The sequence below is a fragment of the Aneurinibacillus aneurinilyticus ATCC 12856 genome, from assembly GCF_000466385.1.
Taxonomy (GTDB): Bacteria; Bacillota; Bacilli; order Aneurinibacillales; family Aneurinibacillaceae; genus Aneurinibacillus; species Aneurinibacillus aneurinilyticus.
Genome location: NZ_KE952728.1, coordinates 18,703 through 39,615 on the forward strand (window position 1 = coordinate 18,703; position 20,913 = coordinate 39,615).

17 protein-coding genes are annotated in these 20,913 nt (G+C 47.3%); 2 read left to right on the forward strand and 15 right to left on the reverse strand.

Going from position 1 to position 20,913, the window contains the following annotated elements; all coding sequences use genetic code 11:
* Positions 1–120 precede the first annotated feature (120 nt).
* The 6 genes from HMPREF0083_RS06330 to HMPREF0083_RS06355 all read right to left on the reverse strand — a co-directional run bounded on the left by HMPREF0083_RS06330 (position 121) and on the right by HMPREF0083_RS06355 (position 8,669).
* On the reverse strand, positions 121–1,335 hold the full coding sequence (locus tag HMPREF0083_RS06330) for a murein hydrolase activator EnvC family protein (RefSeq protein ID WP_040301730.1): 1,215 nt from the start codon (positions 1,333–1,335) through the stop codon (positions 121–123).
* Positions 1,336–1,497: 162 nt separating this feature from the next.
* Positions 1,498–2,391, reverse strand: a complete 894-nt coding sequence (gene ftsX, locus HMPREF0083_RS06335) for a permease-like cell division protein FtsX (RefSeq protein WP_021620322.1) — start codon at positions 2,389–2,391, stop codon at positions 1,498–1,500.
* A complete protein-coding gene (gene ftsE, locus HMPREF0083_RS06340; protein ID WP_040301710.1) occupies positions 2,381–3,067 on the reverse strand; it encodes a cell division ATP-binding protein FtsE in 687 nt (228 codons plus the stop codon). The genes ftsX and ftsE overlap by 11 nt, the downstream gene beginning before the upstream one ends.
* 220 nt (positions 3,068–3,287) lie before the next feature.
* On the reverse strand, positions 3,288–4,712 hold the full coding sequence (argH, locus tag HMPREF0083_RS06345) for an argininosuccinate lyase (protein WP_040301731.1): 1,425 nt from the start codon (positions 4,710–4,712) through the stop codon (positions 3,288–3,290).
* An 81-nt stretch (positions 4,713–4,793) separates the two neighbouring features.
* Positions 4,794–6,050 (reverse strand): argininosuccinate synthase, encoded by a 1,257-nt coding sequence (locus HMPREF0083_RS06350; RefSeq protein WP_021620326.1) that lies wholly within the window; start codon positions 6,048–6,050, stop codon positions 4,794–4,796.
* Positions 6,051–6,182: 132 nt separating this feature from the next.
* Positions 6,183–8,669: a Lon protease family protein gene (locus HMPREF0083_RS06355; RefSeq protein WP_021620327.1), complete on the reverse strand. Its 2,487-nt coding sequence runs from the start codon at positions 8,667–8,669 to the stop codon at positions 6,183–6,185.
* 363 nt (positions 8,670–9,032) lie between these two features.
* Here HMPREF0083_RS06355 and HMPREF0083_RS06360 point away from each other — a divergent pair, with 363 nt between their 5' ends.
* Positions 9,033–9,500: a DnaA N-terminal domain-containing protein gene (locus tag HMPREF0083_RS06360; RefSeq protein ID WP_040301712.1), complete on the forward strand. Its 468-nt coding sequence runs from the start codon at positions 9,033–9,035 to the stop codon at positions 9,498–9,500.
* Positions 9,501–9,598: 98 nt separating this feature from the next.
* On the opposite strand, the gene argF is transcribed toward HMPREF0083_RS06360, so the two are convergent.
* Genes argF through argC form a run of 6 tightly spaced genes read right to left on the reverse strand, consistent with a single transcriptional unit; the run spans position 9,599 to position 17,918 of the window.
* Entirely contained in the window at positions 9,599–10,540 is a 942-nt protein-coding gene (argF, locus tag HMPREF0083_RS06365; RefSeq protein WP_021620330.1) for an ornithine carbamoyltransferase, read from the reverse strand.
* Positions 10,540–13,782: a carbamoyl-phosphate synthase (glutamine-hydrolyzing) large subunit gene (carB, locus tag HMPREF0083_RS06370; protein ID WP_021620331.1), complete on the reverse strand. Its 3,243-nt coding sequence runs from the start codon at positions 13,780–13,782 to the stop codon at positions 10,540–10,542. Before carB ends, argF begins: the two co-directional genes overlap by 1 nt.
* A complete protein-coding gene (locus tag HMPREF0083_RS06375; RefSeq protein ID WP_021620332.1) occupies positions 13,775–14,851 on the reverse strand; it encodes a carbamoyl phosphate synthase small subunit in 1,077 nt (358 codons plus the stop codon). The genes carB and HMPREF0083_RS06375 overlap by 8 nt, the downstream gene beginning before the upstream one ends.
* A gap of 32 nt (positions 14,852–14,883) precedes the next feature.
* Complete coding sequence (locus tag HMPREF0083_RS06380; protein WP_021620333.1) at positions 14,884–16,056, reverse strand: acetylornithine transaminase; 1,173 nt, start codon at positions 16,054–16,056, stop codon at positions 14,884–14,886.
* The gene (gene argB, locus HMPREF0083_RS06385) at positions 16,053–16,853 is read right to left on the reverse strand and encodes an acetylglutamate kinase (protein ID WP_021620334.1); all 801 of its coding nucleotides are present in this window, start codon (positions 16,851–16,853) and stop codon (positions 16,053–16,055) included. The genes HMPREF0083_RS06380 and argB overlap by 4 nt, the downstream gene beginning before the upstream one ends.
* A 30-nt stretch (positions 16,854–16,883) precedes the next feature.
* Positions 16,884–17,918, reverse strand: coding sequence for an N-acetyl-gamma-glutamyl-phosphate reductase (argC, locus tag HMPREF0083_RS06390; protein WP_021620335.1), 1,035 nt, complete (start codon positions 17,916–17,918; stop codon positions 16,884–16,886).
* A 170-nt stretch (positions 17,919–18,088) separates the two neighbouring features.
* Here argC and HMPREF0083_RS06395 point away from each other — a divergent pair, with 170 nt between their 5' ends.
* Positions 18,089–18,397: a hypothetical protein gene (locus HMPREF0083_RS06395; RefSeq protein WP_040301714.1), complete on the forward strand. Its 309-nt coding sequence runs from the start codon at positions 18,089–18,091 to the stop codon at positions 18,395–18,397.
* Between the two features lie 112 nt (positions 18,398–18,509).
* On the opposite strand, the gene HMPREF0083_RS06400 is transcribed toward HMPREF0083_RS06395, so the two are convergent.
* The 3 genes from HMPREF0083_RS06400 to HMPREF0083_RS06410 form a co-directional block, all read right to left on the reverse strand.
* Positions 18,510–18,884 (reverse strand): c-type cytochrome, encoded by a 375-nt coding sequence (locus HMPREF0083_RS06400; protein WP_021620338.1) that lies wholly within the window; start codon positions 18,882–18,884, stop codon positions 18,510–18,512.
* A gap of 103 nt (positions 18,885–18,987) precedes the next feature.
* Entirely contained in the window at positions 18,988–19,929 is a 942-nt protein-coding gene (locus tag HMPREF0083_RS06405; protein WP_021620339.1) for a transketolase family protein, read from the reverse strand.
* Positions 19,929–20,774, reverse strand: coding sequence for a transketolase (locus HMPREF0083_RS06410; protein WP_021620340.1), 846 nt, complete (start codon positions 20,772–20,774; stop codon positions 19,929–19,931). The genes HMPREF0083_RS06405 and HMPREF0083_RS06410 overlap by 1 nt, the downstream gene beginning before the upstream one ends.
* Positions 20,775–20,913 lie beyond the last annotated feature (139 nt).

The window sequence follows — 20,913 nt, forward strand, 5'->3', positions numbered from 1 at the left end:
AAAGACACAATAAGAACAGCCTTTAGCCACTTCTGCTTTCTTACTTTTTCTATTCTAGCACTTTTTCGCCCTTATATAGTATATGGCGGATATATCCAAGATATATCCGCCATATCAAAATTAACGCAAGTATGACATTGGGTCAACTTTTTGACCGTTTTTGATAACTGTAAAGTGCAGGTGAGGTCCTGTAGCACGACCTGTAGCACCAACTTCTGCAATTTTCTGTCCTGCGCTTACCGATTGTCCCTCGGATACTACAATGCCACCATTGCGAATATGGCCATACAATGTACTCAATCCATTTCCATGATAAATAACAACCGTATTACCATAGCCATTCATATAACCGGCGGATGCTACAACGCCTTCCGCAGCCGCATAAATCGGCGTTCCTTGTGGAGCTGCGAAGTCCGTACCATCATGGAACTTGCGTGTATGAAGGATCGGATGTATCCGATATCCAAACGGAGAAGAAATGCGTCCGCTAACTGGCTGCACGAATTGCCCCCCGGAATGGACCGGCGGTGGATTCCAGCTTCCTGCATCCGATGAAGAAGCCCGCCGGCGTTCCTCTTCTGCACGGCGCTGTTCTTCAATTTTTGCCTGCAATTGATTGACAAGCTCAAGTGAAGCTTTTTCCTGCTCTTCCTTAATCTCTAGCAGTTCCCCTTCTTGTTCCTGCAGCTCTTTAAGAATGCGTTCCCGCTCCTGCTTTTGTGCATCCAATTGAGCTGCCAGCTGTTGGGCTTCTGCCTGCATTGCTTTTAAGCTTTTCAATTGTTCTTCAATTTGTTTCTTCTTCTCTGCAATAATATCACGATCACGTTTATTGTCTTCTAAAATAGTCACATCTTGATCCACGATAGATTTCACGGCATCCAAGCGTTCGAGGAAATCACTAAAATCTTGCGAACCGAGCAGAACTTCAAGATAAGAGATATCACCAGCTTCATAGATGGCTGAAACACGTGTTTTCAACAATTTGTCTCGCTTTTCTACACGCGTGATTGCCTCCTGAAGCTGTTTTGCCGCTTCTTTTAAACTAGCGGTTGTTTCTTCGATTTTTTTATCAAGTTCTTGAATTTTTGCCTGCGTTTCGTTCATCTTGAGGTCAATGCTCATAATATCTTCTTTGGTCGATTGCTGCTGAGCTTGAATACTGCTGATTTGCTGATTAATTGCACCAATTTTACCTTTTGCCGCCTGACTTTCTTTTTTAATTCTTTCAATTTCCTTCTGTACATTGGCAACTTGATCGGCTTGGCCGACTGCCGGAGTCAGTCCGGTAAAAAGAATGGTGGCTGCCAGCGGAATCAGGAACTTCTTCGCCATCTTTTCCTCCCCAGGTTCTATAATTTTTACTTTATCCCGGTCCAACGGGCAGTAAGCCCCTTGCTTCAAGTGCATTACTTGGGGAATAACTGCCCCTAAGACCCCGATAAGTAAAACTAACCATCAACGAGGGGTAAAGCCCCCGCTGATAGGAGTTTTACTTTATATGCGCAAAAACCGTCGTACGGACATTAAACTTCCCCACACACCGATGAACGCACCAATGCCAAGAAGTATAAGGGAAATCTGTAAGGCAAGTGGATACATCGGTAACAGATTTAAGAAGTAGAGCGCGAGCTGCTGCTCGACGAAATCTGTTAAATATGCGTATCCAAAAGTTAAAATGGCGATCGGTAATAATGCACCAAGAATCCCCATCAAAGCACCCTCAACAAAGAAAGGCCAACGGATAAATCCATTGGTTGCACCGACCAGCTTCATAATCTCAATTTCATGGCGACGCGCTACGATCGTCAGTTTAATCGTGTTGGCAATTAAGAACATAGCAGTAAACGCCAATGCGATAATAAATGCAATGATAACCAAACGGACAACATCGGTTATCGCAAATAGTTTTTTCGTTGTCTGCTCAGCGTAGTTAACCTTCTTCACACCGTTGACTTTCTGAATCTTTTGAGCCAATGATCCGGTTTGCTGAGGCGTTTTTGCCTTGACGATAAACGAGTCAGGCAACGGATTCTCTTTTTCCAGTCCATTGAACAATACGCCTTTCTCACCAAAGCTTTTTTTCAAGTTCTGAAGACCTTCCGCTTTGGGAATAAACGTCACTTCAGCCGCATCAGACAATTTTTTAAGCTCGCCTTCTACCTTTTTCACCGTAGCCTGATCAGCCGTTACGTCAAGTGAAACGCGAATCTCAACCTGCTTCTCTACGGTCTGGACAAGGTGCTGAATATTCATTGCCAACAATAAAAAGACGCCGAGAATTAACAGCGTAATCGTAACTGCACTCACTGAAGCAAATGTCATCCAGCCGTTCCGGCCCAGATTCTTGAACCCTTCTCGCAGATGACGGGTAATCGTGCTAGTCTTCATAGCCGTATTCCCCCTTCTGCTCGTCCCGTGCGATCCGTCCCGCTTCAATGGCAATTACGCGCTTGCGAACATTGTTTACGATTTCTTTGTTATGGGTTGCCATAATAACGGTCGTACCCCGCTTGTTGATATCAAGCAACGTTTCCATAATATCCATCGATGTTTCCGGGTCCAGATTACCGGTTGGCTCATCCGCAATAATTAAATCCGGATTGTTTACAATCGCACGGGCAATTGCCACGCGTTGTTGCTCCCCGCCAGATAGCTGGTCCGGTAACGAACGTGCTTTATGTTTAAGCCTTACAAGCTCAAGCACTTCCATTACACGCGGCTTGATCTCCTTCTTTGACGCTTCGATAACTTCCATAGCAAATGCGACGTTTTCATAGACTGTGAGCTTCGGAAGCAGCTTAAAGTCCTGAAATACGACACCAATCTTACGTCGCATATGAGGAATGTATCGCTCTTTCAATCGGCTAATGTGAGAGCCATTGATAACGATTTCTCCTTTCGTCGGCTTCTCTTCGCGGTACATCAACTTAATAAACGTCGATTTTCCGGCACCGCTTGGACCGACGACATAAACGAATTCGCCGCCTTTAATATGGACGTCAATTCCCTGGAGTGCTACGGTTCCGTTCGGATACGTTTTCCATACATCCTGCATTTCTATCAAACACATCACCCAAACTACAATTTTTTTCTATTATTTCCGTGGAAATGACACCATTCAACAATAAACACCTTTTCTATTATACCACTTGTCGAGCAAAACGCATGAATTATAGCACATTATTTTCGACAATTTTCCTGCAAAAAAACATCCCCTTCTTTATAAAAGGGGATGAACTCAATGATAATCTTTATTTCTCTCATATACTTTCATTTTTTCCGTTTTACAGAAGGTGAACGTCGATTCTTTGCAAGTGATCTTCAACCCATTGCTGTGTATGCGTAAGCGAAACAGCTGCATTCGCTACCTGAATTTCCACCTGATTTTTTGCCGTACCGCCCAGTACGTTCCGGGCATTAACGACATTCTCGGGGTCAAGAGCCGTATAAATATCCGCTTCAAACAGCTCGGAGAACTGTTTGTATTCATCCAGGCTCAGATCAAGTAGGTATTTTCCTTGCTCAATACAGTACAGTACGCTTTTTCCGACCACTTCATGCGCCTGACGAAACGGCAATCCTTTGCCGACGAGATAGTCTGCCAAATCGGTTGCATTGGAGAAATCCCGCGCTACAGCTTGACGCATATTGTCTTTCTTCACCTTCATTGTACGGATCATCGGTGCAAACAAAGACAATGCGCCATGCAAAGTTGCAACTGTATCGAACATACCTTCTTTATCCTCTTGCATATCTTTGTTATATGCCAGCGGTAAACCTTTCAGAACGGTCAAGAGGCCGACAAGGTTCCCATATACACGTCCCGTTTTGCCGCGAACAAGCTCAGCAACATCCGGATTTTTCTTCTGCGGCATAATGCTCGAACCCGTACAAAATGCGTCATCCAATTCCACAAAGTCAAACTCATCGCTCATCCACAGAATAAACTCTTCACACAAACGTGATAGATGCGCCATGAGCAGCGATGCATTCGATAAGAATTCAACAATAAAATCACGGTCACTAACCGCATCCAGGCTGTTCGTATAAACCGCATCGAATTTAAGTAATTCAGCTACATATTCGCGATCGATTGGAAATGTCGTACCTGCTAGTGCGCCCGCGCCCAACGGCAGAATATTGATGCGTTTCCAGCTATCCATCAACCGTTCCGCATCACGCTGCAACATAGAGTAGTAAGCCATCAGATGATGGGCAAACAGGATAGGCTGCGCACGTTGCAAATGCGTATAGCCAGGGAGAATCGTATCCGTATTAGCTTGCGCTTGCTCCAATAGCGCTTCCTGCACTTTGGCAACCAGGTCAACGATTTCGACGACGCGTGCTCGAAGATACAAATGCATGTCAGTAGCTACCTGATCATTACGGCTACGTCCGGTGTGCAATTTGCCTCCGACGGCCCCGACCTGCTCAAGCAGCAATCTTTCAACATTCATATGTACATCTTCATTTTCTATGGTAAACTCGACATCTCCTGCTTCGATCAAAGCGGCGACCCGCTTAAGTCCGTCCGCGATAGTTGATGCTTCTTCTTCGCTAATGATGCCACACTTACCGAGCATCGATACATGCGCTAGACTTCCGGTAATGTCCTCTCTCCACAATTGTTGATCGAACTGGATGGATGCTGTGTATTCTTCTACGAGTTTATCCGTTGCTTTGGTGAACCTGCCGCCCCATAACTTCATGAATATAGGCGTTCCCCCTTCCGGCATCCCGGACAGGAGAACGCCTCCCTCCTCTCTGACTGCTTTTTCCGTTCTATGCGATTACGCTTGCTTGATCGCTTCTTTTTTATCAATTACAACCGCCTTTGGCGTATGATCCAACTGTTCTTTGTTCGTTTGTACGAAAACTTTTGTCTGCAAACCCCATAGCTTAACAAAACCGATAGCTGCTTGATGGTCAAATGTATCTTCTGTTCCATACGTAGCCAGATTCTCATCATACAGAGACGAAGCCGATTTTCTTCCGACTACGATAGCATGGCCTTTGAACAGCTTTACGCGAATAGTACCTGTTACGAACTTTTGCGTTTCTTCCACGAATGCGTGTAATGCATCCATAATAGGCGAGAACCACAGACCTTCATAAATGACCTGGGAGATTTTTTGTTCTACAATCGGCTTGAATTGCGCCACTTCACGTGGCTGTGTTAAGAACTCCAGCTCACGATGTGCCAGAATAAGCGTAATGGCACCTGGGGCTTCATACACTTCACGCGATTTGATTCCGACCAGACGATTCTCCACATGGTCGATACGGCCCACTCCATGCTTGCCCGCGATTTCATTAAGTTCAAGAATCATTTCCGATAGCTTCATTTGCTGACCATTCAACGCAACCGGCTTACCTTGAACGAATTCGATTTCGATTTCTTCCGGTACATCCGGCGTATCTTCAAGGTGGTTCGTCAGGTCATACGCGCCCTTCGGCGGTTCATTCCATGGATTTTCCAGCTCGCCACACTCACATGCACGTCCCCACAAGTTCTGGTCAATACTATACGGATTATCCAGATTAACCGGGATTGGAATATTGTGTTCTTCCGCATATTTAATCTCTTCATCGCGGCTCATACCCCATTCACGTACTGGTGCCACGATTTTGAGATCCGGATTCAACGCCGTGATAGAAACGTCAAAACGCACCTGATCATTTCCTTTACCCGTGCAACCATGCGCTACAGCTACAGCCCCCTCTTCTTGTGCAATGTCTACGAGCACTTTAGAGATTAGTGGTCGAGATAGCGCAGATACAACCGGATATTTGCCTTCGTACATAGCGTTTGCTTTCAATGCTGGCAAAACAAATTCATCAGCAAACAAATCCTTGGCATCTACTACATATGATTTAATCGCTCCAACTTGCAGAGCCTTATCGCGGACAAAATCGAGGTCTTTGCCTTCGCCGACGTCCAGCGCTACCGCGATAACGTCATAATTATATGTTTCTTGAAGCCATTTAATTGCTACAGATGTATCTAAACCGCCTGAATAGGCCAAAACCACTTTTTCTTTTGCCATAATGTAAATCCTTCCCTTCGTGTCTCGCACACAATTTATTTTCTATGCAACATTATGCATCTTTATTAATAAAAATTCAATACCTTTTTTAAAAAAAGATTGTGTGACAGAGAAAAACTTACGTCTGGTCCATCAGCTCTTTTCTTCTTTTTCAGATTCGATAAGCTTCTGCATAGCCTGAGCGTCCACGTCAATAACCAGATCGGCTGTGTCTTCTTTAATGGAAGAGAACATCTGTGCAAGGCGTCTGCTAACTTCTCCAAACAATGTTCCCTGCTCATACCCATCGCGTTTGTCGGAAGTTCCGGCACACACACCGGTCAAGATTTCAATCCCTTCCTCAATGGTACGCACCTGCCAAATATGAAATTGTCCGGCACGAACCGCTTCGACGACTTCTGGACGCAACATCAAGTTTTTGACGTTTTGATGCGGAATGATAACACCCTGCTCCCCATTTAAGCCGAGCGCCTGGCACACCATGAAAAAGCCTTCGATCTTTTCATTTACACCACCGATTGGCTGAATTTCACCGAACTGATTAACTGAACCTGTAACAGCAATCCCCTGTCGAATCGGAATATCCGAAAGGGAAGACAGAAGGGCATACAATTCGGTGCTGGAGGCGCTATCTCCATCAATTCGACTGTACGTCTGTTCAAATGTAATACTTGCTGACAACGGCAACGGCTTATCCTGTGCAAAATTTCCTGCCAGATATCCGCTCAAAATAAGCAATCCCTTATGGTGGAACTGCCCACTCAGCGATGTTTCACGTTCAATATTAATAATCCCCTGGCGTCCGATAAATGTACGTGCGGTAATTCGATGCGGCTGACCAAATGCATAATCGCCTGTCTGCAGCACAGCTAATCCATTAATCTGGCCCACCTTCTCTCCATCAACATCGACCATAATCGTTCCTTCTTCGATAAGTTCCCGCAGCTTCTCATCCATGTGATTGGCACGGTACTCCTGCTCTTCGAGCGCCTGGCGGACATGCTCCGCCATCACAATAGATGCGCTCGCTTCTTCCGCCCAGAAGCTCGCTTCCACCAGCAAACGAGAAAGATTATGAAAGTTCGTTGTCAGCTTGCGTTGATCGCCTGCCAGTCGCGTACCATAGTCCAGTAGCGCTGCCAAGGCGGAACGGTGAAATGGAAGCAGCTTCTCTTTTTCGCAATAGCTTCGGACGAATGCGGCAAATTCATGATAATGCCGTTCACCTTTCCTCATATCCGTGTCGAATTCAACTTTTACCTTAAACAGCTTCGGAAAGTCTTCATCCAATTCTGACAACACATGATGAATATGTGGGCTTCCAAGCAGAATAACTTTTACATCCAGCGGAATTGCTTCTGGTTTCAGACTGCTTGTCGCAACCAATCCGTGCTCTTCCGATGCGTTCTCAATACGTATGCTTCCGGTTTTTAGCATCCGCTTCAGCACATGCCAGGATAGGGGATTGCGCAACAACTCCGCAATCTGTACGAGTAAGTATCCACCGTTTGCCATGTGTAGCGCACCCGGCTTAATCATCGTGAAATCCGTCGTCATCGTACCAAACGTACTGCGATATTCTACTCGACCGAACAAATTGTAATACGTAGGATTACTCTCAAATACAACCGGTGCTCCTGATAGTTTATCATTATCTACAAGCAGGTTCACTTTATAGCGCAACAAATTATTCTCTTCATTACGCTGCAGCAGACGGGCCATTGGATTAACTTCGCCAGTTTCTTCTTTAAAAAAACCATGATTCTGAGCCACATCTTCTTCATACTCTCGAAGATATTTTTGCACCTTCTCATCTGTATAGACATCAATCATCGGTTGAAACAATGGGGTCAGCGCCTGACGGACCGATTCCTTATCGAGCTGAGTAATCTCCTGCTCAACTTCTTTTTCCAACAATTGAATCTGTCTCACAGATTCGCTAACGTGTTGTTCCAAACGTTTACTCTTCTCTTTAATCTCCTGACGCGACACCTCGGGCAACCGACTGAATTCTTCGTTGCTAATTGGCTTACCGAATAACAGAGGAATCGTCGCAATACCGCCTTCGCCCGTACGCTCCAGCGAAAAATTCAGCTCACGTGCAAGCTCGTCCAGTTCCTTCCACCGTTCCTGGGCCTTCTTTTCAAAGTCTTGCATCCGCTCGCGGCGGCTTTTCTGATACTCTTCTCCAGCAAATGTTTTCCTGATTTCCCGTTCGATGTCCTGCAACAGTGTATCCATACGCATCTTGAATTCTTTTCCCTCACCTGCCGGAAATGACAGCGCAAGCGGATGATCAGGATACGAAAAATTATATACATAGCACCAGTCCTCAGGCATCGGTTTCCCCTTGGCCGCCTGCTTTGCTTTGGCCTGGGTATAGGTAGCCTTTCCGGTACCTGGAGGCCCTGCCACATACAAATTATAGCCTGCCTTTCTTATCTTCAGACCAAATTCCATCGCATGTACAGCACGGTCTTGTCCAATGATTCCTTCCTTCAGTGGTTCAACCTGCTCCGTCGTTTCACACGGGAAGGCTTCAGGAGGTGTTGAGGCATGCAATTGTGCTATCGGCACTTTTCTCTTTTCAAGTTCTTCGTTTGGAATTGGTTTCCACATGGCTGTTCATCCCTTTCTTCAACTCTATTACAGCATGGGCAAAGTATGTCTTATGATAATCCAACCTTTATTTCATCATATCCAAAAAAATGTAAAACCTCTATAACATATGTGAATTTGATGGGCGGACATATGCTAGAGATATAAGGCCAGAAAAAAATATAAAGGCCTAGGACCAGACAATCTTTCCATTAGTTGTCTGCACCTAAAAGGATGGACGCAATAAAAGATATGGATAGGACAATATCGATAAGTCTTACTCTGTTTCTCACGACTTTTCTACCTTTTCCTTCACTTTCTTTCAATACAATGAGGTTTCAACCGATATGTATAGAAAATAACAGAAGCGAGGCCGAAACGCTTATGAAAACGATAGAAGAAATATGGAAGGATACGCTGGAACTGCTGCAAAAAAGGATGTCCCGCTCCAGCTTTGAAACATGGATTAACGGCCTGACCGTTCAACGGTTCGATGCTAAAAAGAAAACAATTACGATTAATGCAGAAAACGAATTTACACGTCAATGGCTGGAAACGCGCCTAAAGCAGGTTCTCGAGGACGCGATGGAGGAAACAACCGGGGACAGGTATGCCGTTTCGTTTGCAGTAAAGGTTAAAACGCACATACGTTATAGCATGGAACGGGTACCGACCCGCCTTGATCCTCAGGAGGAATATCAACGTGAAAACCGCGCTCTGCTGCATGAAGTGCTCGATGAGTTGAAGTCGCTGCATCATCGCCTTGATTACTTTGAGATTGAGCTTAGTAATGTAAAAAAAGAAATGAAGGCCGTTAAAAGACCGACAAAAGTTCCTCGTCCACCTCAATAATATTCTGTTCATCATTACAAAAGCGAAAAGCCAGGACAATAGCAGGGCACCCCCTGTTCTATCGAATACGGGGGTGCCCTGATTCTATATGTTTTATATTATTTCATCACCGCAACCAGAATAGCTTTCTGCGCGTGCAGGCGATTCTCCGATTGGTCGAATACAACAGAACGCGGTCCATCAATAACATCTGCAGACACTTCTTCTCCACGATGCGCCGGAAGACAGTGCATAAAGAGTGCATCTGGTCTCGCCTTCCGCATTAGCGCCTCATTCACTTCAAATCCGGCAAACTTCTGCAAACGTTCCTGCTGTTCTGCTTCCTGCCCCATGCTTGCCCATACGTCGGTATACACAATGTCGGCTTCCGCTACCGCTTCCGCCGGGTCGGTCGTCACCAATACATTCACACCGGTCTCATCGGCAAATGCACGCGTCATCTCTGTTACACCCGCGTCCGGCTGATAGCCTTCCGGTGAAGCTACCGCTACCTCCATACCGACTTTTGCGGCACCGATCATAAGCGAATGCGTCATGTTGTTGCCGTCGCCTACATATGCCAGCTTCAGCCCTTCCAGTTTGCCCTTATGTTCGATAATTGTCTGGAAATCTGCCATAACCTGACATGGGTGTTGCAGGTCGGTCAATCCGTTAATAATCGGAATCGATGCATATTCTGCCAGTTCTTTCACCATCGCATCCGAAAACGTACGGATCATAATCCCGTCAATATAGCGGGACAGTACTTGCGCCGTATCCGAAATCGGTTCACCACGGCCAATTTGCAGGTCACGGCCACTCATGAACATTGCCATGCCACCTAATTGGTACATTCCTACTTCGAAGGAGACACGCGTACGGGTCGAGGCTTTATCGAAAATCATTCCCAGGGTTTTGCCTTGCAGGTGCGGATGTGGAATGCCCTGTTTTTGCTCCTCTTTCAGCTTTGCAGCCAAATCGAGCAAATACAGAATTTCTTCTTTTGAATAATCGGAGAGACAAAGAAAATCTTTTCCCTTCAATTGATCTACTGCTATCATTATTTAACTAGCTCCTTTCGTTTCGCCCCCAGCAGATATTCCCCCAGGTCAACCGCGTCACCTTCTTTATAGCCATGCACCTCAAGGTATGAAGCGAAGGTATCCAGGAATGTAAAACATGGAATATTAAGCGATAGCGACAGTTGGCGGAGTTCAAAGCCCAGTCTTCCGCGCTTATTGCCAAGCGTTGGCGTATTCACGAACGCTTTTACGTCGCATTCCCCACAGATCGCTTTTACGCGCTCCTGCGTTTCTACAATCTCTTGTACACTTACTCCGTTTTCTTGCAATAGCGTTGCTGTACCCGGTGTAGCGATAATGTTTATATCCAATTCTTTTAGCGCTTGAATATGCGGGATAAATTGTTTCTTGTCCTGTTCAGAGAGCGACAGCAGAATGGTATCGCCCGCTTCTAGCCAATCGCATATACCTTCCTTCCAGGCAATCGCCTTCGCAATCGCTTCTCCCACCGAATAACTCAAACCGATGACCTCGCCTGTCGATTTCATCTCCGGTCCAAGAGCAGGGTCCACACCGTTTAGCTTAATTGTGGAGAATACCGGACCTTTTACAGCATAGAACGGAATACGCGGCAAAATGCCGGTACCATAGCCCATATCCTTAAGCTTCTCACCTACTTGTGCCCGTGTCGCCAGTGCTACCATCGGCACTCCGGTTACTTTACTAACGATCGGTACCGTACGGGACGCACGCGGATTTACCTCTAATACATAAATGGTGCCTTCCGTATCAATAACAAGCTGAATGTTAATGAGCCCACATGCCTTCATTTCTTTCGCAATCAACGCGGCGCTATGCCCGATCTCCTCACGCTGCGCATCGGTCAGGTGCGGCGATGGGAAAATCGCCATACTATCACCGGAATGCACACCAGCCCGCTCAATATGCTGGAAGATTCCCGGTATGAGGATATCCTCACCATCGCAAATCGCATCGACTTCCACTTCCATACCGGATACATACTTGTCAATTAATAACGGAAACAGCGCGCTTGATGAAGTATATCGGTTCCAGTCCGCAAAATACTGATCAAGCTCTTCCGGATTGTGAATCACTGCCATTCCACGTCCACCAATAACGTAAGATGGACGGATAAGCACCGGATAGCCCAGTTCTTCTGCGACAAGGTGTGTACCTTGCTGACTGTTTACCCCTTCTCCCGGAATGTGCGGGATATTCAGCTTACGCAGCATCTGATAGAACAGTTCGCGGTCTTCTACCATATCGATAGCCTCTACCGATGTACCATAAACATGCACACCGGCCTTCTTCAGCTTATCTGCCAGATTAATCGCAGTCTGGCCGCCGAACTGCACCATAACGCCATCTACCTGCTCTTTTTCAATTACATTTAATACATCTTCTAACGCCAGCGGCTCGAAGTACAGTTGATCCGCCGTATTGTAGTCCGTAGAAACTGTCTCCGGATTGTTGTTAATGATAACGGCAGAGATGCCCTGCTTGCGCAGCGCTTTTGCCGCGTGAACAGAACAATAGTCGAATTCGATTCCCTGACCGATACGGATCGGACCGGAACCAAGAACAAGCACTTTTTTGCCGTCCATAGCAACCGGTACCTCGTCGCGTCCCTGCCATGTTGAATAATAATAAGGAGTGGATGCGACGAATTCGGCCGCACACGTATCTACTAGCTTATAAGCCGGGCTTATGCCCCACTCCTTCAGACGGGCACGCACTTCTTCGAAGCTTACGCCACACAGGCTTGCAATCATACTATCCGCGAAGCCGCGCAGCTTTGCTTCCTTTAATAATTCAGGCGTCATCTTGCGCCAGCGCGCTTCCTTCATTATATTTTCAAGCTCGATAATCCGGGCCAGCGCATTGAGGAAGAAGCGGTCGATTTCGGTTTTCTTATGCAGCTCCTCTACACCCATGCCGCGACGCAACGCCTCGGCAATATAAAAAATACGCTGATCGGTCGCCTGTACAAGCTCGTTTTCCATCTCTTCTTCACTTGCATCTTTTACATATGGCAGCTCCAGATGCTGCACACCGATTTCCAGGGAACGAATGCCTTTCAAGAGCGCTCCTTCGAGCGTACGATCTATCGACATCACTTCACCGGTTGCTTTCATCTGCGTACCAAGCTTGCGGTCTGCATGAGGGAATTTATCGAACGGCCAGCGTGGAATTTTGGCTACGACATAATCAATCGCCGGCTCAAAGCTGGCATACGTGTAACCGGTAATCGGGTTCACTACCTCATCAAGGTGATAACCGAGCGCCAGCTTGGCTGCCGTACGTGCAATCGGATAACCGGTCGCTTTCGATGCAAGCGCCGAAGAACGGCTTACACGCGGGTTAACTTCAATCAAGTAGTATTTGTCGCTATAGGGGTCAAGCGCATATTGAATATTACAGCCGCCTACGACACCAAGAGCACGAATAACCTTGCAGGCTACAAAACGCAGCATCTGATACTGGCGATCCGTCAATGTCTGCGAAGGCGCTACAACGATAGAATCCCCTGTATGCACACCAACCGGATCGAAGTTCTCCATATTGCATACAATAATGCACGTATCATTCGCGTCGCGCATAACTTCATATTCAATCTCTTTCCAGCCTTTAATGCTTCTCTCAATTAATACCTGGCTAATCGGGCTTGCGTGTAGACCTCGCTTTGCTACGATACGCAGTTCTTCTTCATTATTCGCGAAGCCCCCACCAGCGCCGCCAAGCGTATAGGCGGGACGCACGATAACCGGATAGCCGATTTTATTTGCGAATGCGACCGCGGCGTCTACAGTCGTCACCGTCTCACTCTCTGGAATCGGCTCCCCGATTTCCTGCATCATCTTTTTGAACTCTTCGCGGTCCTCTCCCCGGATAATCGTATCAAGCGGTGTGCCAAGCAGCTTCACGTTATACTTCGCAAGCACGCCTGCTTTAGATAGCTCAACTGCCAGGTTAAGCCCCGTCTGACCACCAAGCGTCGGCAGAACACCGTCCGGACGCTCCTTGGCAATGATTTTCTCCACCGACTCTACTGTCAGCGGCTCCATGTATATGCGATCTGCCACTTCATCATCCGTCATGATGGTAGCCGGATTATTGTTGACCAGAATAACTTCTACGCCCTCTTCGCGCAAGGCCAAGCAGGCCTGAGCACCGGCGTAATCGAATTCGGCCGCCTGCCCGATAACAATCGGACCGGAGCCGAGCACAAGCACTTTAGTAATGTCGGGTAATTTAGGCATAGCTTTTCTCTCCTGTAACCTGGCATTGTTGAATGAACTCAGTGAACAAATGTCCCGTATCCTGTGGGCCGGCATGTGCTTCTGGATGGAATTGCACGGACCAGATAGGGAGTTCCTTATGACGCACGCCTTCAACAGATTTGTCGTTGACGTTACTAAACGTAAGCAAAAGTGGCGTTTTGGAAAGGGAATCTTCTTTCACTACATATCCGTGGTTTTGTGATGTCATATATACCTTCCCAGTGCGTAAGTCTTTCACCGGATGATTGCTGCCACGGTGACCGTACGGCAAGCGCTCTGTATCGCAGCCATAAATGAGCGAGATAAGCTGATGGCCGAGGCAGATCCCCATTGTCGGATAGCTTTCTACAATCTTTTTTAGCTCGCCTAAATACGGTGTAATCTCTTTCGGATCTCCCGGACCGTTCGACAGGAACACACCGTCTGGCCTGATGGCATGCACCTGATTGTGTGTGACATTGTACGGTACCACCGTTACGCGACATCCACCGTCCAGCAGGCTTTGTAATATCGATTTCTTATAGCCATAGTCAATCAGTACGATATGTGGCCCCTGCGCCTCTCGTCCATATTCCTGAACGCTTGTTACCGAAACGCCTGGTACAACATCCCGAACCGGTTGCGGGATGAATGATGCCACCTTCTCCTGATCCGTCGTCAATAATCCGTATACTTCGCCATGGGTACGTACGATATGGGTAACCGCACGCGTATCAATACCAGATAAGCCGCCGATGCCATACCTTTCAGCAACCTCTGACAAAGTATAATCTGATTCGTAATGACTCGGATTCTGGCACAAATCGCCGACTAATAATGCCCGGCATGCAGGCTTTATACTTTCAAAATCGCGCTCATTTATTCCATAGTTTCCGATAAGCGGATACGTAAACGTAATCATCTGGCCGGCATACGAAGGGTCGGACAAAACTTCCTGATACCCTGTCATTCCTGTATTAAATACGACTTCTCCCGTGCAGTCCCGCACGCTGCCAAACCATTCTCCCTCAAATACGTCGCCCGTACTTAACACAAGATATCCTTTCATTGCTTCCACTCCTTTTGTGTCGGATGCCGTCCTTATACCATCTGCGCTACCGCACCCAGTGCTTCTTCAAGCGTCTGTATCGCATGGTCTATCTCATCTTGCCCAATCGTAAATGGCGGAAGCAGACGCAATACGTTCGGCCCTGCCTGCAGCAGTAGAATATGGCTCTCACGCATTTTCTCAACAACAGGTGCCGCTTCGGATACAAGCTCTACACCTATCATTAGCCCTTTACCGCGCACGCTGACAATGTCTGCACGGCGCTCCGCCAATCCGTTCAATTTCTCTATGAAATAAGCACCCAACTCTTCTACGCGGGCGAGATAGTCATTATCTTCAATCGTTTCCAGCGTGGCCAGCGCTGTCGCACACGCCAGCGGATTACCGCCGAATGTCGTGCCATGCGTGCCTGGACCGAACGCTTCGGCCAGCTCTTCTTTCCCGACGATGGCGCCAATAGGAAAGCCGCTGCCAAGCCCCTTGGCCATCGTAATAATATCCGGCTCAATATCATAATGCTGGTAGGCGAACCATTTGCCGGTGCGTCCTATACCGGTCTGCACCTCGTCGACAATCAGCAGCAGGCCATGCTCTGCGCATGCTTCCTTAATATGGTCAACGAACTCGACTGATGCAGGATGTACACCGCCTTCTCCCTGTATGAGCTCCAGCATAATAGCGCACGTTTTCTCAGTAACAGCCGCCGTCAGTGCTTCCTTGTCGTTATATGGTACGGTTATGAATCCTTCCGGCAGCGGATCGAATCCATCCTTTACCTTCGCCTGACCGGTCGCGGTCAGCGTCGCTAACGTTCGCCCATGAAACGACTGCGCAAACGTAATGATTTCATAACGGGGCTGCTGTTTAATTTTCTGCATATATCTGCGTGCCAGCTTAATTGCGGCTTCGTTCGCCTCTGCACCGCTGTTGCAAAAAAACGCCCGGTTGCCGCATGTCAATGACGTCAACTTCTTCGCTGCTTGCTCTTGCACCGGGATTTCAAACAGGTTCGAGCAATGCCATAGCGTATCGAGCTGCTCCTGTACTTTCGCCTTTACTTGGGACGGCACATTGCCAAGCGAGGTAACCGCGATGCCTGCAACAAGATCGAGGTAGCGATTGCCCGCTTCATCCCACAAATAGTTGCCCTTTCCCTTAACGATGCGAATCGGCCAGCGTCCGTAATTGGGGAACAGATGACTCATTGTGCATTCACCTTGCCTTCCTTGACAATTTTTGTGCCTACAGCTTCACCGGCCGCTACTTTTTTCAGAATGCCGGGTTCATATCCGTTAATAATCCATACTTCCTCTACGTTATTACCGAGCGCGTCTAGCGCTGCCCTCACTTTCGGAATCATACCGCCGTAAATGATTCCATCAGCAATTAGCTCCGCAATTTTTTCTTTATCAAGTTCTGGCAGTACCTGCCTTACGCCATCCTTCTCTTGCATAACACCAGGTACATCAGTAACCATAATCAGGCGTTTTGTACCTGCTGCTCCTGCAACTGCTCCTGCCGCTGTATCTGCATTAATGTTATAAATCTGTCCGTCACCATCAATGCCAAGCGGGGCGATAACAGGAATGAATCCGGCATCTCCAAGCGCTGCTATAAGCTCGCCATGCACACAATGAATATCTCCGACGAAGCCAAGATGTGCGGGTCCCTGTACAACCTGAATGGTTGCCCCGTCGATACCACTGATGCCAGCCGCCCGGCCCCCCGCTGCCTGAATACGACTGACAATCTGCTTATTGGTTTGGCCGATAAGTACCATTTGCGCCACCTGCAATGTCGCCGCATCCGTCACCCGCAATCCGTCCACAAATTGCGGCTCAATGCCCATTTGCTTCAGTGTCGCCGAGATAGCAGGACCGCCGCCGTGCACAATCGTAACAGCTGTTCCCTCATCTTGCAGTTCCTTGATATCTGTATAAAAAGAGGCTGGCAGGCCCTCCAGTGTACTGCCACCACATTTAATAACTACCTGGTTTTCCATTCTCTCTCCCCCTTTTCATCGGGCTGTCGTCTAAGGATACACCGGTGTAAACGCAAGGCCTGTTGTCTCCGGAAGACCAAACATCAGGTTCATATTTTGTACCGCCTGCCCGGCTGCTCCCTTCACTACATTGTCGATAACCGCAAGTATGATAACCCGACCAGTGCGTTCATCAACATGCCAGGCAATGTCGCAATAATTAGAACCATACACTTCTTTTGTCTTTGGATACTCTCCTGGACGAAGCCGTACGAACGGCTTGCCTTCATATGCCTTTGCATAAGCGCCAGCGATTTTTTCCACGGTTACACCGTCTTTCAGTGAAGCGTATGAAGTGGTGAGAATGCCGCGATTCATCGGCACAAGATGGGGAGTAAACGAGAGTAGCACATCCTGTCCGGTCAATTGTGTTAGCGTCTGTTCAATCTCCGGTGTATGCTGGTGTTTGCCAACCTTATAGGCAGAGATGCTTTCGTTCACTTCACAGAAATGCGTGCCCAAAGAAGCGCCCCGTCCCGCACCAGTGACACCCGATTTGGCGTCTACGATAATAGATTTGCCATCAATAAGATTTTCCTGTAATAACGGCAACAGGCTTAACAGCGTCGCCGTTGGATAACAGCCCGGATTGGCAAGCAGCTTCGTTTCTTTTATCGCTTCTGCATTCCATTCAGAAAGGCCGTAAACCGCCTTGTCAATGTATTCCTGCCCTGCCGTCTCTTTTCCGTACCATTGTTGATATAAATCTGGCGTGGCAAGACGAAAATCGCCGGATACATCAATAACCTTCAGCTTTCCATCGAGCAATTGCGGTACCAGCCTTCCGCTTACACCGGACGGCGTCGCGATGAACACGATGTCCGCCTCTTCCCGGATACGTGCACAATCAATTTCAGCCAGATCATCTGTAAAAATATGCATGAGATGCGGATATACTTCCTGCATCGTTTTACCGGTTTGCGAATTAGAGTATACAGCTACAATGTTTGCTTCAGGGTGGGTTAACAGCAGACGAACGAGTTCCACACCGCTATACCCTGTTGCTCCAATAATGGAAATATTCACGTTTTAATCCTCCATTTGCTCCTGTCTGAATTAAGTTATGAATTATTATACGATGTAAGGAATAATAATTCAATGATATTTTTCGAAACCTGCACCCAAACAGAATATACAAGTCAAAAACGCCATGGTAGAATGAATATATACAAGTAAAGAAGGTGAAGAAAAAAGGGATGGAGAAAACGCTTCATTTAATTCTAGATAAGCTGCAATCGCTCGAATCCGGACAAAAACAAATAAATCAGCGACTAGACCTACTCGAATCCGGGCAAAAAGAGCTTCAACAAATTACGAAAGCTATCTTGGATTGTCAGGAAGAAACCGATGCAAGACTCGAAGCATTGTCTAGTGATATACAAAGTGTATATGGTGAAGTAAAAGAAATAAAAGATACGATGGCTACTAAAAAGGAGCTTATCCAGTCAGAAGAGCGTCTTGATGCACAAACACTGCTCATCGGTAAAGCTCAGGAACGAATTTAAATTCTTGCACTTCGCCAGAAAAAACAATAAAAGGACGTCTCCCTTGTTATTTCATCAAGAGAAACGTCCTTTTTTCGTGGAAAAAACAAGCGAAGGCGCCTGTGAATTTTCCTTATTTTTTTGTAATCAACCAGTCAGCTAACGCTTTCGCGTCTGTTTCACTAACCAGCCCACCCGGCATGCCGTTCCGGCCCTTCAGGATAATCGTTTTGATTTCATCAGCGCTCTTATATTTACTACCAACTTTCGTTAGATTTGGACCAACGCCGCCCTCCATATTTTGACCATGACAGGAAGTGCAGTTCGCCTGAAAGACCTTTTGAGCTTCTTGTCCTCCACCGCCTGCCGTACCTCCAGCCTGCCCGCCCTTTTGTGCCGGTGCCGGTTTTTCTGCTGCACCGCCCTCTCCTTTCTTCGCTGTGCCACATCCTACGGCCAGTACAAGCACAAGCAGAATACTGCTTACTATCATCATCCATTTTTTCATAAGAAAAACCTCCCTTAATCATGTCACACGCTTAGTATGATCAAGGGAGGCAATTTTTAATCAGCTTGCATAAGCCAAAACCAACGGAGCTGCTTCCTATGCATTACAATAATTCTTTTGCTTTAGCGGCAATGTTTTCGGCAGTTAGACCATATTTTTCCAGCAGCTCATCCGGCGTACCTGACTCACCGAACGTATCTTCTACACCGACACGGCGCAGCTTAGCCGGATGCTTCTCACATAATACTTCCGCCACAGCAGCACCAAGACCACCATAAATATTGCATTCTTCTGCCGTCACAATACCTTTCGTTTCCTGCGCAGCTTTTACAATAATATCCTCATCGATTGGCTTAATGGTGGCCATGTTAATGACACGTGCCTGAATACCTTCTTGCGCCAGCAATTCAGCAGCTTCTACAGCAATATGCACCATAACACCGGTCGCAATAATCGCCACATCATTTCCTTCACGGATTTGTACACCTTTGCCGATCTCGAATTCATAATCCTCCCTGAACAATACCGGTACGCTCGGACGTCCCATCCGAATGTACATTGGACCGTATGTGTTCGCTGCTGCATGAATCGCCTTTTTCGTTTCGGTCGCATCTGCCGGAACGATAACCGTCATATTCGGGATGGCACGCATTAACGCGATATCTTCTACTGCTTGATGGGATGCGCCGTCTTCGCCCAGCGTCAATCCCTGATGCGTGACCGCAATTTTTACGTTCAGGTTCGGATAGCATACAGAGTTGCGAATCATATCGGCTACACGCAAGGAACCGAATAAAGCAAACGTGCTGGCGAATGGAATTTTGCCGCAGGTTGCCAGACCAGCCGCCATGCCAATCATATTCGCCTCGGCGATCCCCACATCAAAAAAACGCTCCGGAAATTCCTTAGCGAAATCCGCTGTTTTCGTCGATTTTGCCAAATCGGCATCCAATACTACGATATTCTGGTTTTCACGTCCCAGTTCTACCAGAGCTTGGCCATAGGCATCACGTGTCGCAATTTTTTTTACCGTTGTTTTCTCCATTATTGCTCTCCCCCCTGCCCGCACAGTTCCTCAAGCGCCTGTGCCAATTGCTCCGCATTCGGTGCCGTACCGTGCCATCCGCATGCATTCTCCATGTATGATACGCCTTTTCCTTTTACCGTATGGGCAACGATGAATGTCGGCATGCCTTTTACTGATTTCGCTTCATCTAAAGCAGCAATAATCTCTTCCAGGTTGTGGCCGTCGATTTCGATAACATGCCAGTTAAACGCACGGAATTTATCCGCAACCGGCCCAACATTCATGATGTCTTCTACATTACCGTCGATTTGCAGATGATTATAATCGAGAATCGCCACCAGGTTGTCCAGCTTGTAATGGCCGGCTGCCATAGCAGCTTCCCACACCATGCCTTCCTGAATTTCTCCATCACCAAGCAGGGCATATACACGATAATCGCGCTTATCAAGACGTGCGGCTAATGCCATGCCGTTCGCCGCCGATAGGCCCTGGCCGAGCGAACCTGTACTCTGCTCCACGCCTGGCAGCATCTTTTTGCTCGGGTGTCCTTGCAGACGAGAATTGATTTTGCGGAAAGTAGCCAGCTCCTCTTTGGGCAGGTAGCCCTTCTCTGCCAGTGAAGCATATAATACCGGACTCGCATGTCCTTTACTCAACACAAATCGATCACGATCCGGATCAGTGACTTTATCCGGGCCCACATTCATCTCATGGAAATACAAAACCGACAGAATATCTGCCGCAGACAGCGAACCGCCAGGATGTCCGGAATTGGCCGCTGCTACCATCTTAACGATTTCCTGACGGATATTGTTTGCGTGCTGCTTAAGCTCTGTGAGTGTTCCCTCTGTAACTGTACTCATTCCCTCTCCTCCACAACATAAGTTTTACGATATATGTAAAATTGAATACGCCAGCCGCGCCGGAGCCATTCGTCTGCCAACCTTCTATCAGCAGCACAAATAACGGTAACACGAATGTTTCGTATACCGTTATTATCCG

Coding starts and splice junctions, on each gene's coding strand:
- HMPREF0083_RS06330 (WP_040301730.1), bottom strand. CDS start 1,335: ATGGCGAAGAAGTTCCTGATTCCGCTGGCAGCCACCATTCTTTTTACC.
- ftsX (WP_021620322.1), bottom strand. CDS start 2,391: ATGAAGACTAGCACGATTACCCGTCATCTGCGAGAAGGGTTCAAGAAT.
- argH (WP_040301731.1), bottom strand. CDS start 4,712: ATGAAGTTATGGGGCGGCAGGTTCACCAAAGCAACGGATAAACTCGTA.
- HMPREF0083_RS06350 (WP_021620326.1), bottom strand. CDS start 6,050: ATGGCAAAAGAAAAAGTGGTTTTGGCCTATTCAGGCGGTTTAGATACA.
- HMPREF0083_RS06355 (WP_021620327.1), bottom strand. CDS start 8,669: ATGTGGAAACCAATTCCAAACGAAGAACTTGAAAAGAGAAAAGTGCCG.
- HMPREF0083_RS06360 (WP_040301712.1), top strand. CDS start 9,033: ATGAAAACGATAGAAGAAATATGGAAGGATACGCTGGAACTGCTGCAA.
- argF (WP_021620330.1), bottom strand. CDS start 10,540: ATGATAGCAGTAGATCAATTGAAGGGAAAAGATTTTCTTTGTCTCTCC.
- carB (WP_021620331.1), bottom strand. CDS start 13,782: ATGCCTAAATTACCCGACATTACTAAAGTGCTTGTGCTCGGCTCCGGT.
- HMPREF0083_RS06375 (WP_021620332.1), bottom strand. CDS start 14,851: ATGAAAGGATATCTTGTGTTAAGTACGGGCGACGTATTTGAGGGAGAA.
- HMPREF0083_RS06380 (WP_021620333.1), bottom strand. CDS start 16,056: ATGAGTCATCTGTTCCCCAATTACGGACGCTGGCCGATTCGCATCGTT.
- argB (WP_021620334.1), bottom strand. CDS start 16,853: ATGGAAAACCAGGTAGTTATTAAATGTGGTGGCAGTACACTGGAGGGC.
- HMPREF0083_RS06395 (WP_040301714.1), top strand. CDS start 18,089: ATGGAGAAAACGCTTCATTTAATTCTAGATAAGCTGCAATCGCTCGAA.
- HMPREF0083_RS06400 (WP_021620338.1), bottom strand. CDS start 18,884: ATGAAAAAATGGATGATGATAGTAAGCAGTATTCTGCTTGTGCTTGTA.
- HMPREF0083_RS06405 (WP_021620339.1), bottom strand. CDS start 19,929: ATGGAGAAAACAACGGTAAAAAAAATTGCGACACGTGATGCCTATGGC.
- HMPREF0083_RS06410 (WP_021620340.1), bottom strand. CDS start 20,774: ATGAGTACAGTTACAGAGGGAACACTCACAGAGCTTAAGCAGCACGCA.